The organism is Bradyrhizobium sp. HKCCYLRH2015 (assembly GCF_051168215.1).
Lineage (GTDB): Bacteria > Pseudomonadota > Alphaproteobacteria > Rhizobiales > Xanthobacteraceae > Bradyrhizobium.
In genome coordinates, this window is record NZ_JBNPUO010000009.1 from 314012 (window position 1) to 330409 (window position 16398).

Below are 16398 nucleotides of genomic sequence, written 5' to 3' on the forward strand. Positions count from 1 at the left end.
GTCAGGCTCCCTGGTTGGCCGGCTGTGGCTGAAGCGGCGACGTCTGCTCGCGCGGGCGCTTGATCCAGATCGCGAGCCAGGCGGAGAGAACGAACAAGGCGGCTTCGGCGGCGAACACCGCCGCGTAGGCCGAGGCGGTCGACGGCATGAGGTGACGCGCAGCGTCTGCCGCCGCGGTGCCGACGAAGCCGCCGATGCCGAACGAGATCGCCTGCGAGGCGCCCCACAGGCCCATGCGCGTGCCCTCGCGATTGTCGCGGCCTTCGCTGACCATGTTCATCATCGCGCCGATCGCGGCGATGGCGTAGACACCGTTGGTGATGCCGAGCAGCAGCACGGACGCGCGTAGCGGCCAGGCCGGACCCACGGTCGCGGCGGCGACGAGGCTGAGCAGCGCCAGCGCCGAGGCAAGGCAGCCGCCGATGATCCAGGGCTGCGGCCGCGTCCGCCAGTCGGCATGCAGGCTCGCCATCGCCGGCATCAGGATCATGCCGATCAGCGCGCCCATGTGCTGCACCGAGGAGAGCTGTGTGGTCTGGCCCGGCGTCATGCCGAACACGCTGCCGGCGAACGGCTCCAGGATGAGGTCCTGCGCGCTGTAGGCCAGCATCGAGACGAAGATGAAGATCGCGAACCGTCGCGCCTGCGGCTCCCGGCAGATCTCGCGGAAATCCTCCATGAAGCCGGAGCGATTCGCGGCGCCGGAGGTCGTGTGAGGAGACGCGTCGGGCTGCTCGATCCCCCAGACGCCCAGCAAGGTCAGCACCATGGCGATCGCCGACACCGTGCCGGACACCAGCATCAGCCGCTCGCCGGAGAACGGATCGAGCGCCTTGCCGGCGACCGCGGTCGTGATGATGAAGCCGGTGATCATCATGATCCAGGCGATCGAGGCGGCGGCGCTGCGCCGCGCCGGCGCGGTGCGCTTGGCGAGCAACACCAGCAGTGAGGTGCCGGCGGCGCCGACGCCGATGCCGATCATGATGAAGGCGACCACGGCGATCGCGAGACCGAGAGCGAGATGCGTCGCCATCAGCGCGGTAGCGGCGGCGGCCAGCAGGCCGCCGGCGGCGAGCACGGCCATGCCGCCGACGATCCAGGCGAAACGACGCCCGCCGACGTCGGAGCCATGACCGAGCCAGGGCCTGAGCACCTGCATCGCGTAATGGATCGCGACCAGGAGGCCGGGGATCATGGCCGGCAGAGCGAGCTCGATCACCATCACGCGGTTCAAGGTCGAGGTAGTCAGCACCACGACCGCGCCAAGCGCGGTCTGCACCAGGCCCAACCTGACGATGCCGAACCAGGACAGAGGAGCGGGCGCAGCGTTGCTCATGCCGGCAACCCCGCCAGCGCGAAGGCCGTGACCAGCATGCCCAGCACGTAGAGCAGCACGCCGGTCCCGTTGTACCAGGGCGCGAGCTCGCGCGGATTCGTCATCAAGCGCCGCATCAGCACCAGCTGGGCCGCGATCAGCGCTGCGACGATCGTGGCATGGGCCGGTCGGCTCCAGACGATAAGCAGCACGAGCACCGCGACCTGCGCCAGCGCCATCGTGATGCAGGCGAGGCGCGCGGCGCGCTCGGGCCCGAGCAGCACCGGCAGCGAATTGACGCCGCTGACGCGATCGCCATTGATCGACTTGAAGTCGTTCAGGGTCATGATGCCGTGCGCGCCGGCGCTATACAGCAGGGCGATCGAGAGCACCGGCCAGGACGGCGCCTGCGCGCTCATGATCGCCGCCGCGGTGATCCAGGGCAGTCCTTCATAGCAGAGGCCGACGGCGCTGTTGCCCCACCAGCCGTTCTGCTTCAACCGGATCGGCGGCGCGCTGTAGGCCCAGGCGAGCGCAAGGCCGAGCGCCGCCGCGGCAAAGCCCCAGGTGCCGAGCAGGGTGGCGACGCCAAGCGACAGCACCGTCCAGATCAGCGCGATATGGAGACCCCAGCGTCCGGGAATGCGGCCCGACGGGATCGGGCGGTCCGGTTCGTTGAGCGCATCGACATGGCGGTCGAACCAGTCGTTGACGGCCTGGCTGGTGGCGCACACCATCGGCCCGGCGAGCACGAGGCCCGCGATCACGATCGGCCAGCGCGACGCCAGCGGCGCGCCTGACGACACCACACCGCAGCCGAACGCCCAGATCGGCGGAAACCACGTGATCGGCTTCAACAGCTCGAGAACGGCCGAGGGCTGAAGCCTTGATGGAATCCCTGGAGCGAGCGGGACGGGCGCGATCTCGGTCATTGCAACTGTTCCACCTATTCCAACTGACTGTCTTCTTCGCTCGGCTCGGCAAGGCCATAGCGCCGCAGCTTGACGTAGAGGCTCTGTCGGCTGAGGCCGAGCATCTCGGCAGCGGTCGCGCGGTTGTCGCCGGTCAGCTTGAGCGCGGTCTCGATGCACATCCGCTCGATCACGTCGGTGGTCTCGCGCACCAGCTCCTTGAGCGGCACGCGGCCGATCAGCTCGGCGAGCTGCTCACGGGAGCGTGGAATATAGCCGTGGTCGCCGCCGTCGCTGGAGATGCGCGGGCCGACATTGCGGATGGTGAAGCCGAGCCTGGCCTGGCCGGGCGCCCCGACCGTGCTGGCGGAGATCTCGACGTCGACCGGCGAGCCGTGCTCGCCGCGGACGACGCTGGAGAACAGCTTCACGCTGCCATGCTGGCGCAGATTGGTCAGCATGACCGAGAAATCGATCGCCGACTTGCCGATCCAGCGGTCGATCGTCTCGCCCAGGATCTGGTGCATGTTCTCGATCTGCGCGAGCTGCAGGAAGGTGGCGTTGGCGTGCAGCAGGCGGCCGTCCATGTCGGTGATGACGAATCCGTCGGGGGCCGATTCGACGAACTGCACGAGCTGGGTGTTGACGTCGGAGCTCTTCGGGAGTGCAGGCTGCGTGGCCAGCGGCGAGAACCGCAGCAGGAACAGCGACGCGTTGTCCTGCCGGAAGAAGGTGCCGTCGAGCAGATAGTCGCGGCCGCCGTCGAGCCGGATCCTGGCGCGTTCGATCTTGCCCTGCGAGCGGATCGCCAGCGACAGGGATTGCGACATCGCCATGTCGTCGAGCAGCAGCGCATCGGGGAACAGCTTGCCGATCAGATTGGCGGCGCCGTGATCGAGCAGGGCGGCTGCGGCCGGGTTGGCCTCGACGATGCGATGGCTCACCGCATCGACGATGAGGACCGGCTCCGACGTGATCTGGAACAGGATCCGGTAGCGCGATTCGGCGTTGCGCATGCGCGAATAGTCGCGCTCGATGGCAACTTGCGCCTCGATCAGCTTCTGCTGGAGCGCGGCGGTGGCGCGCACGTCGCGGCCGACCGCGATGAAGCGCGCCGCGCCCTTGATCGCCACCACCGCGAACAGGATCGGGATGTCAGGCCCGCGCGCGGCCGGATAACGCACCTCGCGCCAGCGCGACACCTTGCGCTGGGAGGCCTCCGTGAGCAGCAGCTCTGGCTTTGTCTGGCTTTCCTCGGACACTGTTGCTTGCCAGGATCGGCCGATCCACGCGTCTGTGTTTCTCAGTTCAAGCGGCAGGCCGGCTTGTTGAAAAGCCAGGTCCTGAATGTTGCCGTCGGCGTCGAGCGCGAGCGCAATGTCGGACGCTGCGGCCACCAGCATGCCCGCAACATCCGCATTGAGGTCGCCAAGCGACTCTTTCGGAGCTCTGAACGCCCTCACCAACGCCGTTGTCCTCCCAGTCAAGGAGCCTTCGCGCGGCAAGTCTCGTTCCAGCATTCATCTTCACTGCACCCTCAGCTATCGCCGTTCGGTCAGAAGACTGACGACGTGCCGGGCTTGCGAAGCCTCTCTGCTCGGATCGGAGACGACACCGTCGCCACCGACCAGGAGAACGAGTTCAGGCCGTTCAATAAAAGCAGGACCGCAGACCAGCACGCCGACGTCCTGGTTGGAGGACTCGCGCCGGACCATCCTTATGTTTGAGGCGAGATCGTCAAGCTTCCTGTCGCTGGTGGCGAAGAACTCGACGACATTGAACCACTGCGAGCGAAGCGTCTCGACGAAGCCGCGATCGGCCGTGTCGGGCTCGATCCAGGTCTCGAAGCCGTCGCGACGGAAGAACTCGCCCGCCAGCACGAGACCGAACATCATGTGGCCCAGCTCGCGCCTGTCGCCCGGCGCCGTGGTCAGCAGCACGCGCAGTCCTGCGGGCGCGACCGCGAGCTCGGCGCAGAAGGCCGGGCTGAAATGCCGCAGCAGCTGCTGCAGCCGCCACAGCGCGAGCGTGACGTCGGCGAAGTCGCGCTCGTCGTCCGCCCACAGATGGCGCAGATGGTTCGCGGTGGGGACCAGGAGATCGAGATAGATGCGCTCCAGGGTCTCGCCGTGATCGCGATGCGCCTGGATGCAGGCCACCGCGCCAACATCGTCCGCGTCCAGCACGAGTTCGGCGAAATCAGCCGCCTCCTGCGCCGAGGCCGTGATGATTGCCGGGACGCGTTCCAGCGCGGAGGCATGGGCCATCACGAGTCGCGGAATGATCTCGGCTTCGATCGCGTCGTTGAGTTGGGGATGACGTGTGTTGCGCAGCGGCGCGATGATGCGCGGCGATGCCGGCGAACGAAAACCGGGCTGCCCACGCTTCGTCCGAAAGCGGGCTCGCGGAAATCGGGCTGTCTCATTGAGCTCGGTCATAAGCGCCTCCCCTCCATATGAGCGCACGTCACTCGTTGCGTCAATATTATTTGACGTCAATTTTGATTGACACTCTTCCTGCCCAGGTCTAGCGTTTCCCCATCGGGCTCGCACTCGGGGATTTGCGATGCGCCACCTGCGAACTGCACAACGTGACGTTGATCAGACCGAGTGCGGTGCACCACCAATCCCCCTGTGGTTGTCGTCATCGCATCACTGGGCACCGATGTTGTCAAATCATCTTTACACATCGTGTGATGCCCAGTTCACATCCGCCACCGATCCGTCGCTCTGGAGCCAGCTCTGCTTCACGCCTGACCCGGCGTCGCGTGCAAAGCGGCAAGCGCTTTACACGGCTGAGGAAAAGCGCCGGCGCGACGCCACGCCATGGACTCTGGTGCAGGGCATTCTGGCGCCGCTGCAATTTCTCGTCTTCCTGATCAGCCTCGGCCTCGTGGCGCGCTATCTCGCGACCGGCGAGGGGCTGTGGCTCGCGACCGCCTCCGTCGTTCTCAAGACGGCGCTGCTCTACACCATCATGATCACCGGCTCGATCTGGGAGCGGGTCGTGTTCGGACGTTATCTGTTCGCACCGGCCTTCTTCTGGGAGGACGTGTTCTCGATGCTGGTGATCGCGCTGCATACGGCCTATCTGGCTGCGATCATCGGCCATGTCGGCAGCGCCCAGCAGCAGATGCTGCTCGTGCTCGCCGCCTACGCAGCCTACGCGATCAACGCCGCGCAATTCCTGCTCAAGCTGCGCGCGGCGCGGCTGCAGGACGAGGCGATGGCGGCGACGTCCCGTGCGGAGCGCGCGTCATGAATGCTCATGCACAAGCCTGTGCCGTGAAACCACCTGCTTCGCCGGACGGCGTGCTGCGTGAGCGCGGCCAGCGCGAGGTGTTCTGCGGCCTGACCGGCATCGTCTGGCTGCACAGAAAGATTCAGGACGCGTTCTTCCTCGTCGTCGGCTCGCGCACCTGCGCGCATCTGATCCAGTCGGCCGCCGGCGTGATGATCTTCGCGGAGCCGCGCTTCGCCACCGCGATCATGGAGGAGCGCGATCTCGCCGGGCTCGTCGACGCCAATGACGAGCTCGACCGCATCGTCGGTCAGCTGCTGGCGCGCCGTCCCGAGATCAAGCTGCTGTTCCTGGTCGGCTCCTGCCCATCGGAAGTGATCAAGCTCGACCTGTCACGCGCGGCGCTGCGGCTGTCGCAGCGCTTCTCACCTGATGTGCGCGTGCTCAACTACTCCGGCAGTGGCATCGAGACGACGTTTACGCAGGGCGAGGATGCCTGTCTCGCGTCGCTCGTGCCGGTGCTCCCGGCAGCCGATCAGGCTGCGCGGCCATCGCTGCTCGTGGTCGGCGCGCTCGCCGATGTCGTCGAGGATCAGTTCAGGCGGACTTTTGCCGCCCTCGGCATCGACCAGGTTGCGTTCCTGCCGCCGCGGCGCTCGTCGGAGCTGCCGGCGATCGGCCCGGAGACGCGGGTGCTGCTGGCGCAGCCTTTCCTCGGCGACACCGCACGTGCCCTTGAGGAGCGCGGCTGTCGCCGCATCGCTGCGTCATTTCCGCTCGGCGGAGAAGGCACGGCGCTTTGGCTCGCAGCCGCGGCCGACGCCTTCGGCGTGTCGCGCGCCCATGTCGAGCGGACCATCGCGCCGCTGAAGGCGCGGGCCGAGCGCGCGCTGGCGCGCTACCGCGCGCAGCTCGCCGGCAAGCGCGTCTTCCTGTTTCCGGATTCGCAGATCGAGATCCCGCTGGCGCGTTTCCTGGCGCGCGAGATCGGCATGGAGCTGATCGAGGTCGGCACGCCCTATCTGCACCGCGAGCATCTCGCCGCCGAGCTGGCGCTGCTGCCTGATGGCACGCAGCTCAGCGAGGGCCAGGATGTCGAGCGCCAGCTCGATCGTTGCCGCGAAGCCCGGCCCGACCTCGTCGTCTGCGGGCTCGGCCTTGCCAACCCGCTGGAGGCCGAGGGCCTGACGACGAAATGGTCGATCGAGCTGATCTTCACGCCGATCCAGGGTTTTGAGCAGGCCGGCGATCTCGCCGAGCTGTTCGCGCGGCCCTTGCTGCGGCAAACCCGACTGGCGGTGTGAGATGCAGCTGTCGGTCTGGACATATGAGGGTCCCCCGCACATCGGCGCGATGCGCATTGCGACCGCGATGCGCGACGTGCACTACGTGCTGCACGCGCCCCAGGGCGACACCTACGCCGATCTCCTGTTCACGATGATCGAGCGGCGCGACCGCCGCCCGCCGGTCACCTACACCACGTTCCAGGCGCGCGATCTCGGCGGCGATACCGCGGATCTGCTGCAGAGCGCGGCGCGCGCGGCCTATGAGCGTTTCCAGCCGCAGGCGATGCTGGTCGGCGCGTCCTGCACGGCCGAGCTGATTCAGGACGATCCCGGCGGTCTTGCGCTGGCGTTGAAGCTTCCGATTCCGGTGATCCCGCTCGAGCTGCCGGCCTATCAGCGCAAGGAGAATTGGGGCGCTTCGGAAACGTTCTACCGGATTGTACGGGCGTTGGCTGCGTCTTCTGCTGATGGCTCCCCCCGCCGTGAAAGGAAGACAGGCGCCCGTCCAGTCTGCAACCTGCTTGGTCCGACGGCTCTCGGCTTCCGTCATCGCGACGACCTCGCGGAAGTGACCAGGCAGGTTGTGGAGCTCGGCATCGAGATCAACGTGGTCGCGCCGTGGAATGCGACGCCATCAGATCTCGCTCGTCTGCCACAAGCCGATTTCAACATCGTGCTCTATCCCGAGATCGCGCTGACGGCAGCGCAATGGCTGAACCGCCAGTTCGGCCAGCCCTATACGAAGACGATCCCGATCGGCGTTGGTGCCACGCGCGACTTCATCAAAGAGGTCGCCAGTCTTGCCGGTGTCGATGCAGAGTCGGTGCTGGCGCGAGCCGAGAGCCGGCTGCCCTGGTACTCGCGCTCGGTCGACTCGACCTATCTCACTGGCAAGCGCGTCTTCATCTTCGGCGACGCCACCCATGCCGTGGCCGCGGCGCGCGTCGCGACCCAGGAGCTCGGCTTCGAGGTCATCGGCCTCGGCACCTATGCCCGCGAATTCGCCCGCGAGATACGCGAGGCCGCGGCGATCTATGGCGTCGAGCCGCTGATCACCGACGATTATCTCGAGGTCGAGGCCCGCGTCGGCGAGCTACGGCCGGAGCTCGTGCTCGGCACGCAGATGGAGCGCCACATCGCCAAGCGGCTCGGCATTGCCTGCGCTGTGATCTCGGCGCCGTGCCACGTGCAGGATTTCCCGGCGCGCTACTCGCCGCAGATGGGCTTCGAAGGCGCCAACGTGCTGTTCGACACCTGGGTTCATCCGCTGATGATGGGTCTGGAGGAGCATCTGCTCGGCATGTTCCGCGAGGATCACGAATTCGCCGATCACGCGCCGTCGCATCTCGGTGCCGCGCCGGCGGCTCCGCCACAGCAGCCGCACCTGCGAGTCGTTGAAACCGTCGCATCCGTTGAACTCGCCTGGGCCTCCGACGCCGAGCGCGAGCTGACCAAGATTCCCTTCTTCGTGCGCGGCAAGGCGCGCCGCAACACCGAACGGTTCGCGCGCGAGCGCAACGTCAACCTGATCACGCTCGAGACCTTGTACGATGCCAAAGCGCATTTCGGTCGCTGACGTCACACCCATCCGGGTGGTGATCGTGACGATGGACAGCCATCTCGCCTCGGCTGCCGTGCGTGCACGCACGACATTGCAGGCAGAGCTGCCCGGTCTCGATCTCAAGGTTCACGCGGCCGACGAGTGGGGCTGCAATCCGAACGCGCTCGCGCACTGCCTCGACGACATCGCCACCGGCGACATCGTGGTCGCCACCATGCTGTTCATGGAGGACCACATCCAGCCGGTGCTGCCCGCGCTGGCGGCGCGCCGCGACCACTGCGACGCCATGATCGGCTGCCTGTCGGCCGGCGAGGTCGTGCGCCTGACCCGTCTCGGCAAGCTGACGATGTCGGGCTCGGCCACCGGCGTGCTCGGCCTCTTGAAGCGGCTGCGCGGCAGCAACCGCTCAGGCTCTTCCAGCGGCCAGGGCCAGATGAAGATGCTGCAGCGGATGCCGCGGCTGCTGCGCTACATCCCTGGCACCGCGCAGGACCTGCGCGCCTACTTCCTGACGCTGCAATATTGGCTCGCCGGCTCCGAGCAGAATTTTGCGAACATGGTGCGCTTCCTGGTCGGCCGCTACGCCGACGGGCCGCGCGCCTCGCTGCGCGGCAGGCTGAATGCCGCCGAGCCGGTGACCTATCCGGATGTCGGTCTCTACCACCCGCGTCTGCCGCAGCGGATCGTGGAACGCGCCGACGAGCTGCCCACCACATCGAAGGCGGTCGGCCGCGTCGGCGTGATCTTGATGCGCTCCTATCTGCTCGCCGCCAACACCGGGCATTATGATGGTGTGATCGCGGCGCTGGAGGCGCGCGGGCTCGCCGTGGTGCCGGTGTTCGCCAGCGGGCTCGACTCGCGCCCCGCCATCGCGCGTTACTTCCAGAAGGACGGTGTCGCCACGGTCGACGCGGTGATCTCGCTCACCGGCTTCTCGCTGGTCGGCGGTCCCGCCTATAATGACGCGCGTGCGGCCGAGCAGGTCATGGCCGGGCTCGATGTGCCCTTGATCGCGGCGCATCCGCTGGAGTTCCAGACCGTCGAGCAGTGGCACGACGACGCGCGCGGTCTGACGCCGGTCGAAGCCACCATGATGGTCGCGATCCCCGAGCTCGACGGCGCCGTCGGCCCGACCGTGTTCGGCGGCCGGTCGGCGATGGCCGATGCCGGCCGTGACATGGCCTCACTGCCGGAGCGTGCGACGCAACTCGCCGCGCGGGTCGCGAGGCTCGTCGAGCTGCGCCGCTCGGCGCGCGCCGAGCGGAAGCTCGGCGTGGTGTTGTTCAACTTCCCGCCGAACGGCGGCAGCGCCGGCACCGCGGCCTATCTCTCGGTGTTCGAGTCGCTGCACAATGTGATGACATCGCTGCGTGCGGCAGGCTACACGATCGACGTCCCGGATACTGTGGACGCGCTGCGCAACCGTGTGCTCAAAGGCAATGCCGAGCGCTTCGGCACCGTCGCAAATGTCGCGGCGCGCATTCCGGTCGATCAGCATGTCCGGCGCGAACGTCATCTGGCCGAGATCGAGAAGCAGTGGGGCCCGGCGCCCGGCCGTCATCAGACCGATGGCGCGAGCCTCCTGGTGCTCGGCGAGCAGTTTGGCAATCTGTTCGTCGGCCTGCAGCCCGCCTTCGGCTACGAAGGCGATCCGATGCGGTTGCTGTTCGAGCGCAGCTTCGCGCCGACGCATGCGTTCGCAGCGTTCTATCGCTGGCTGCGCGAGGACTTCCGCGCGCATGCCGTGCTGCATTTCGGTACCCATGGCGCGCTCGAATTCATGCCGGGCAAGCAGGCCGGGCTGTCCGCAGAATGCTGGCCGGAGCGGCTGATCGGCGACCTGCCGAACTTCTACATCTACGCGTCCAACAATCCGTCCGAGGGCGCGCTCGCCAAGCGCCGGGGCGGCGCGACCCTGATCAGCTATCTCACGCCCTCGATCACCAGCGCCGGCCTCTACAAGGGTCTCGCCGACCTGAAGTCCTCGCTCGATGCCTGGCGCAATCTGTCGCCTGACGCCACTGATCAATTGAGGGAGGACAGTGCGGCGCTGATCCAGGCTCAGGCGGCGACCGTCGATCTCGCCGCCGCGGAGCCGGCCTGGGGCGATGAGCGCAACGCCAGGATCACCGCGCTGTCGGCCAGCGTGCTGGAGCTGGAATATTCGCTGATCCCGCACGGCCTGCACGTCGTCGGCTCGCCGCCGCCGGCGGAGCAGCGCGCCGAGCTGCTCGATCTCGCAGGGATCACCGACACAGCCAAGCGTACCGAACTCGACCGCTTGCTGGCGACTGACAACGAGACGCCCGCGATCGTGCATGCGCTCGACGGCGGCTACATCCGCCCGGTGCCGGGCGGCGATCTCTTGCGCAACACCGACGTGCTGCCCACGGGGCGCAATCTCCACGGCTTCGATCCGTTCCGCATCCCCAGCGCCTTCGCGCTCAAGGATGCCGAGCGCCAGGTGGCGCGGCTGCTGGCCCGCCATGCCGGCGAGGGTCACACGCTGCCGGAGACGATCGCGCTGGTGCTGTGGGGCACTGACAATCTCAAGACCGAGGGCGGGCCGATCGCGCAGGCAATGTGGCTGATGGGCGCCGAACCGCGCCATGACAGCTATGGCCGTCTCTGCGGCGCCAAGCTGATCCCGCTGGAGCAGCTCGGACGCCCGCGCATCGATGTCGTGATCACACTGTCCGGCATCTTCCGCGATTTGATGCCGCTACAGACCAAGCTGCTGGCCGAAGCCGCGCTGCTCGCGGCATCGGCGGATGAGTCGGCCGAATTCAATTACGTGCGCAAGCATGCGCTGGCGTTCCAGGCCGCGCATGGCGGCGAGATCGCCGATGCCGCGCTGCGCGTGTTCGGCAATGCCGAGGGCGCCTATGGCGCGAACGTCAACCATCTGATCGATTGCGGCGCCTGGACCGACGAGGACGAGCTCGCCGACGTCTATACGCGCCGCAAGGGCTTTGCCTATGGCACCGACGGCCGCCCTGTCAGGCGCGACGCGCTGCTCGGCTATGTGCTCGCCGGCGTCGATGCGGCCTATCAGAACGTCGACTCGGTCGAGCTCGGCGTCACCACCATCGATCATTATTTCGATACGCTCGGCGGCATCAGCCGCGCGGTGAAGCGCGCCAAGGGCGAGGCCGCGCCGGTCTATATCGGCGACCAGACCCGCGGCGAAGGCACGGTGCGCACGCTGTCGGAGCAGGTCGCGCTGGAGACCCGCACCCGCACGCTCAATCCGAAATGGTACGAGGCGCTGCTCGCTCACGGCTATGAGGGCGTGCGCCAGATCGAGTCGCACGTGACCAACACGGTCGGCTGGTCGGCCACCACGGGTCAGGTCGCGCCCTGGGTCTATCAGCAGATCACGACGACCTTCGTGCTCGACCCCGCGATGCGCGAGCGGCTCGCCTCGCTCAATCCGGCGGCGTCGGCGAAGATCGCCAACCGTCTGATCGAGGCGCATGAGCGCAACTACTGGACCCCGGACCCTGAAATGCTCGACGTGCTGCGCAAGGCCGGCGAAGAGCTCGAAGATCGCCTCGAAGGCGTGGGAGTGGCCGCATGAACGTGACCTTGAGACCTCCGCTGACGACGGCGCCGCGGCGCCCCGATGGGGCCGGCAGCGTCCAGGTGCAACTCGACCCGAACGTGGTCATTGACACCGCGAAGGTGTTCTCGGTGTACGGCAAAGGCGGCATCGGCAAGAGTACGACATCGTCGAACCTCTCGGTGGCGCTGTCCAAGCTCGGCAAGCGCGTGCTGCAGATCGGTTGCGATCCGAAGCACGACTCGACCTTCACCCTGACCAAGCGGCTGGTGCCGACGGTCATCGACATCCTCGAGCAGGTCAATTTCCACGCCGAGGAGTTGCGCCCCGAGGACTTCGTCTACCAGGGCTACAATGGCGTGATGTGCGTCGAGGCGGGCGGGCCGCCGGCCGGCACCGGCTGCGGCGGCTATGTCGTCGGCCAGACCGTCAAGCTGCTCAAGGAGCATCACCTGCTCGAGGACACCGACGTGGTGATCTTCGACGTGCTCGGCGACGTCGTCTGCGGCGGCTTCGCCGCGCCCTTGCAGCACGCCGATCGTGCGCTGATCGTGGCTGCGAACGATTTCGACTCGATCTTCGCGATGAACCGCATCGTCGCCGCGATCCAGGCCAAGTCGCGCAACTATCCGGTGCGGCTCGGCGGCGTGATCGCCAACCGCAGCGCCGCCACCGACCAGATCGACAAGTTCAACGAGCGCGCCGGATTGAAGACGGTGGCGCATTTTCCCGATCTCGACGTCATCCGGAAGAGCCGGCTGAAGAAGTGCACGCTGTTCGAGATGGAGCCCTCGCCGGACGTCGAGCGTGCCCAGAACGAATATCTGCGCCTCGCCGCCTCGCTGCTCGCCGGCGTCGAGCCGATGCAGGCGGTGCCGCTCAAGGACCGCGACATCTTCGATCTCCTTGGCTTCGATTGAGTGAGACCGGCACATGACCACAGCCCAATATCTCGCCCGCCGCAGTGAAGTGGAGACCTATTTCGACCGCACCGCGGTCGCCGCCTGGACGCGACTGACCTCTGACGCGCCGGTCAGCCGCATCCGCGCGACCGTCCGCGCCGGCCGTGACGAGATGCGGCGGACGCTGTTGTCATGGCTGCCGCTCGATCTGCGCGGCGCGCGGGTTCTCGACGCCGGCTGCGGCACCGGCAGCTTTTCCATCGAGGCCGCGCGGCGGGGCGCCGAGGTGGTGGCCGTCGACATCTCGCCGACCCTGATCGAGATCGCGCAGCGCCGGTTGCCCGACGACATCAGCCGCAACGCCATCCGTTTCGTCGCCGGCGACATGCTCGATCCCAGGCACGGCGGCTTCAACTTCGTCGTGGCGATGGACTCGTTCATCCACTACCGCGCCGAGGATGCGGTGCGGATCGTGGCGGGTCTCGCCGCGCGGACCTCCGAGTCGATCCTGATGACCTACGCGCCGCGGACGCCGCTGCTCGCAATCATGCATGCCGTCGGCGGCGTCTTCCCGCGTGGCAATCGCGCGCCGTCGATCGAGCCGGTCGCGGAGCAGAAGCTGTATCGTCTCATCGCCGACAATCATGATCTCGCCGACTGGCGCTGCGCGCGCAGCAGCCGCATCGCCAACGGCTTCTACATTTCGCAAGCGCTGGAGCTCCGTCCGTCATGAGCGCGCGCGCACCATCGGTCCTGCAACTGTGGACGCGGCTGTCGTCGCGCTATCTGCCGTTCGCGGATGCCGCCTCGACCGAGCTGCCGCTGTCGCGCCTGATGCGGCTGTCGCTGTTCCAGGTCTCGATCGGCATATCGGTGGTGCTGCTCAACGGCACGCTTAACCGCGTCATGATCGTCGAGCTCGGCGTGCCCAGCTGGCTGGTCGCGACCATGGTGGCGCTGCCGCTGGTGTTCGCGCCGCTTCGGGTGCTGATCGGCTTCAAGTCCGACCATCATCGCTCCGTACTGGGCTGGCGCCGGGTGCCGTACATCTGGATGGGCACCTTGCTGCAGTTCGGCGGCCTCGCCATCATGCCGTTCGCGCTGCTGCTGCTGTCGTCGGGCGACGCGCCGGGCCAGGTGATCGCCGGCCGCATCGGTGCGGGTTTGGCCTTCCTGCTGGTCGGCGCCGGCCTGCATACGACCCAGACCGCCGGCCTGTCGCTTGCCACAGACATTGCCCCTGAGCACTCGCGCCCGCGCGTCGTCGCCTTCCTCTACGTGATGCTGATGTTCGGCATGATGGCGAGCGCGCTGACCTTCGGCGGGCTGCTCGCCGAGTTCAGCGAGATGCGGCTGATCCAGGTCATCCAGGGCGCGGCGCTGACCGAGATGGTGCTCAACGTCATCGCGCTGTGGAAGCAGGAGGCGCGCGATCCCTCGCGCACGTCGGCTGCACGTGAGCGGCCGCGCTTCGGCGATTCCTGGCGGCAGTTCCGCGAGGCCGGCGGCTCGATGCGGGTGCTGGTCGCGGTCGGGCTCGGCACGGCCGGCTTCACGATGCAGGACATCCTGCTCGAGCCGTATGGCGCGGAGATCCTTCACCTCACGGTCGGCGAAACCACGGCGCTGACCGCATTGTTCGCAGCCGGCACGCTCGCAGGCTTCGGCCTGTCGGCGCGCCAGCTGGGCAAGGGCGCCGATCCCTATCGGATCGCAGCGCTCGGCGGACTCGTCGGGCTGTTCGCGTTCTCCGCGGTCATCTTCTCGGCGCCGCTCGCCTCGCCCCTGCTGTTCCGGATCGGCACGACGCTGATCGGATTCGGCGGCGGCCTGTTCGCGGTTGGCACGCTGACGGCGGCGATGGCGCTGGTGCAGAACGGCGAGAGCGGGCTCGCGCTCGGCGCCTGGGGCGCAGTGCAGGCGACGTCAGCGGGTGTAGCCATCGCCGGCGGTGGCGCCATTCGCGATGTGATGTCGCAGCTGGCATTGAATGGAAGCCTCGGCGTCGCGCTCGCCGGGCCGGCGACCGGCTACAGCATCGTCTACCACGTCGAGATCGCGCTGCTGTTCGTCACCCTTGCGGTGATCGGGCCGCTGGTGCGGCGGCGGGCGGCGGAGCCACAGCAGCTTCAGTTCGGAATCGTTGAATTTCCAGGTTAGCCCAGTCGGGGAGGAAGCCATGACGTCTTTCACGAGCTACATCGATGTCGCCCAGGTGGTGCTTTACGGGTTCTGGGTGTTCTTCGCAGGCCTGATCTTCTATCTGCGCACCGAGGACAAGCGCGAAGGCTATCCGCTGCAGTTCGAAGGCCGGGTCGGCCGGCAGACAGCTTCGAGCGGTCACGGCTTCCCGACGCCGCCGTCACCCAAGACCTATCATATGCATGGCGGGCGCACCGCGACGCTGCCGAACTGGGACAACGACCGCGCCAATGCGCCGGTCACGCCGATGTATCCCTGGCCGGGGACGCCTTATCTACCGACCGGCAATCCGATGCTCGACGGCGTCGGCCCGGGCTCCTTCGCCGCGCGCAAGGACGAGCCGGAGCTGACCATGGACAACATCCCGGCGATCGTGCCGCTGCGCGTCGACGGCAGCATCTTCATCGCCTCGGAGGACCCGGATCCGCGCGGCATGCCGGTGATCGGCTGCGACGGCAGGCTCGGCGGCAAGGTCCGCGAGGTCTGGGTCGACCGCGCAGAGATGCTGATCCGCTATCTCGAAGTGGAGGTTGACGGCATCGTCGGCCGCCACGTGCTGCTGCCGATGACCATGTGCGTGGTCGACAAGTCGCGCAAGGCGGTGCTGGTCGATGCCATCCTCGGCTCGCAATTCGCCAGCGTGCCCGGTCTCGCCAGCCCCGATCAGGTCACCAAGCTCGAGGAGGACAAGATCGTCGGCTACTATGGCGGCGGCCATCTCTATGCGACCCCTGCACGCCAGGAGCCGCTGCTGTGAGCACCCGTCGGGACCAGGATCAGCTGATGCTGCCGGCAGGCGAGCGCCTGTTGTGGCAGGGACAGCCCACGGTGAAGGCGCTGCTGCTGCGCGTCTTCCACCTGCGCCTGGTGCTCGTCTACTTCGCCGCGCTGTTCGGCGCCCGCGTGGTGACGGGCACGCTGGATCACCAGCCGCTCGCGGCCTCGCTCGCCGGCGCGTCCTCGCTGGTGACGCCTGTGGCGCTCGCGACGCTGCTGCTCACGGGCCTCGCGGTGCTCTACAGCCGCACCACGCGCTACACCATCACCAGCCGCCGCGTGCTGCTGCAGTTCGGCGCCGTGCTGCCGATGACCTTGAACGTGCCCTTCAAGCAGGTGGCGCGCGCGGACGTGAAGCTGTTCTCCGACGGCTCCGGCGATCTGCCGCTCGGCGTCACCGCCCAGCAGCGGCTGTCCTATCTGCTGCTGTGGCCGCACGCGCGTCCGTGGCGGCTGAACGAGGTCGAGCCGATGCTGCGTGGCGTGCCTGATGCCCGCGAGGCGGCCGAGATCCTCGCAAAGGCGCTGGTCGCGGCCTCGGACGGCGCGGTCGCCGCGCAGCCGATCGTCGCGGGCAACGGACAGCCGCAAGGCGCGTCGCCTGCGGGTGCGGTCGCCAGCGCGGCGTGATCAGGAGGATGT

Annotated in this window: 13 protein-coding genes; 9 read left to right on the plus strand and 4 right to left on the minus strand. The window is 67.5% G+C overall.

From position 1 onward, the window contains the following. Position 1 precedes the first annotated feature (1 nt). The 4 genes from ACQR1H_RS24505 to ACQR1H_RS24520 form a co-directional block, all read right to left on the minus strand. Entirely contained in the window at positions 2-1336 is a 1335-nt protein-coding gene (locus tag ACQR1H_RS24505; protein ID WP_434908315.1) for a BCD family MFS transporter, read from the minus strand. Next, complete coding sequence (chlG, locus tag ACQR1H_RS24510; RefSeq protein WP_315803455.1) at positions 1333-2247, minus strand: chlorophyll synthase ChlG; 915 nt, start codon at positions 2245-2247, stop codon at positions 1333-1335. Before chlG ends, ACQR1H_RS24505 begins: the two co-directional genes overlap by 4 nt. Positions 2248-2261: 14 nt before the next feature. After that, a complete protein-coding gene (gene ppsR / locus ACQR1H_RS24515; protein ID WP_434845567.1) occupies positions 2262-3689 on the minus strand; it encodes a transcriptional regulator PpsR in 1428 nt (475 codons plus the stop codon). 78 nt (positions 3690-3767) lie between these two features. Then, complete coding sequence (locus ACQR1H_RS24520) at positions 3768-4664, minus strand: cobalamin B12-binding domain-containing protein (protein ID WP_434908316.1); 897 nt, start codon at positions 4662-4664, stop codon at positions 3768-3770. A gap of 229 nt (positions 4665-4893) precedes the next feature. Between ACQR1H_RS24520 and bchF the strand changes: the two genes are divergently transcribed. Genes bchF through puhB form a run of 9 tightly spaced genes read left to right on the plus strand, consistent with a single transcriptional unit; the run spans position 4894 to position 16386 of the window. Then, positions 4894-5487: a 2-vinyl bacteriochlorophyllide hydratase gene (bchF, locus tag ACQR1H_RS24525; RefSeq protein WP_316183310.1), complete on the plus strand. Its 594-nt coding sequence runs from the start codon at positions 4894-4896 to the stop codon at positions 5485-5487. Next, entirely contained in the window at positions 5484-6770 is a 1287-nt protein-coding gene (locus tag ACQR1H_RS24530; RefSeq protein WP_434908317.1) for a ferredoxin:protochlorophyllide reductase (ATP-dependent) subunit N, read from the plus strand. Before bchF ends, ACQR1H_RS24530 begins: the two co-directional genes overlap by 4 nt. 1 nt (position 6771) lies before the next feature. Further along, positions 6772-8328: a ferredoxin:protochlorophyllide reductase (ATP-dependent) subunit B gene (gene bchB, locus ACQR1H_RS24535; protein ID WP_434908318.1), complete on the plus strand. Its 1557-nt coding sequence runs from the start codon at positions 6772-6774 to the stop codon at positions 8326-8328. Further along, on the plus strand, positions 8303-11893 hold the full coding sequence (locus ACQR1H_RS24540) for a magnesium chelatase subunit H (protein ID WP_434908319.1): 3591 nt from the start codon (positions 8303-8305) through the stop codon (positions 11891-11893). Before bchB ends, ACQR1H_RS24540 begins: the two co-directional genes overlap by 26 nt. Next, positions 11890-12795 carry a ferredoxin:protochlorophyllide reductase (ATP-dependent) iron-sulfur ATP-binding protein gene (gene bchL, locus ACQR1H_RS24545; RefSeq protein ID WP_434908320.1) on the plus strand — a complete coding sequence of 302 codons (906 nt, stop codon included), beginning with the start codon at positions 11890-11892 and terminating at the stop codon, positions 12793-12795. Before ACQR1H_RS24540 ends, bchL begins: the two co-directional genes overlap by 4 nt. Before the next feature lie 13 nt (positions 12796-12808). Further along, positions 12809-13510 carry a magnesium protoporphyrin IX methyltransferase gene (bchM, locus tag ACQR1H_RS24550; protein ID WP_434908321.1) on the plus strand — a complete coding sequence of 234 codons (702 nt, stop codon included), beginning with the start codon at positions 12809-12811 and terminating at the stop codon, positions 13508-13510. Beyond that, positions 13507-14937, plus strand: a complete 1431-nt coding sequence (locus tag ACQR1H_RS24555) for a BCD family MFS transporter (RefSeq protein WP_434894723.1) — start codon at positions 13507-13509, stop codon at positions 14935-14937. The genes bchM and ACQR1H_RS24555 overlap by 4 nt, the downstream gene beginning before the upstream one ends. Positions 14938-14956: 19 nt before the next feature. Then, positions 14957-15736, plus strand: coding sequence for a photosynthetic reaction center subunit H (puhA, locus tag ACQR1H_RS24560; protein WP_434873833.1), 780 nt, complete (start codon positions 14957-14959; stop codon positions 15734-15736). Continuing rightward, a complete protein-coding gene (puhB, locus tag ACQR1H_RS24565; RefSeq protein ID WP_434908322.1) occupies positions 15733-16386 on the plus strand; it encodes a photosynthetic complex putative assembly protein PuhB in 654 nt (217 codons plus the stop codon). Before puhA ends, puhB begins: the two co-directional genes overlap by 4 nt. Positions 16387-16398: the final 12 nt, after the last annotated feature.

Coding starts and splice junctions, on each gene's coding strand:
- ACQR1H_RS24505 (WP_434908315.1), bottom strand. CDS start 1,336: ATGAGCAACGCTGCGCCCGCTCCTCTGTCCTGGTTCGGCATCGTCAGG.
- chlG (WP_315803455.1), bottom strand. CDS start 2,247: ATGACCGAGATCGCGCCCGTCCCGCTCGCTCCAGGGATTCCATCAAGG.
- ACQR1H_RS24520 (WP_434908316.1), bottom strand. CDS start 4,664: ATGACCGAGCTCAATGAGACAGCCCGATTTCCGCGAGCCCGCTTTCGG.
- ACQR1H_RS24530 (WP_434908317.1), top strand. CDS start 5,484: ATGAATGCTCATGCACAAGCCTGTGCCGTGAAACCACCTGCTTCGCCG.
- bchB (WP_434908318.1), top strand. CDS start 6,772: ATGCAGCTGTCGGTCTGGACATATGAGGGTCCCCCGCACATCGGCGCG.
- ACQR1H_RS24540 (WP_434908319.1), top strand. CDS start 8,303: ATGCCAAAGCGCATTTCGGTCGCTGACGTCACACCCATCCGGGTGGTG.
- bchL (WP_434908320.1), top strand. CDS start 11,890: ATGAACGTGACCTTGAGACCTCCGCTGACGACGGCGCCGCGGCGCCCC.
- bchM (WP_434908321.1), top strand. CDS start 12,809: ATGACCACAGCCCAATATCTCGCCCGCCGCAGTGAAGTGGAGACCTAT.
- ACQR1H_RS24555 (WP_434894723.1), top strand. CDS start 13,507: ATGAGCGCGCGCGCACCATCGGTCCTGCAACTGTGGACGCGGCTGTCG.
- puhA (WP_434873833.1), top strand. CDS start 14,957: ATGACGTCTTTCACGAGCTACATCGATGTCGCCCAGGTGGTGCTTTAC.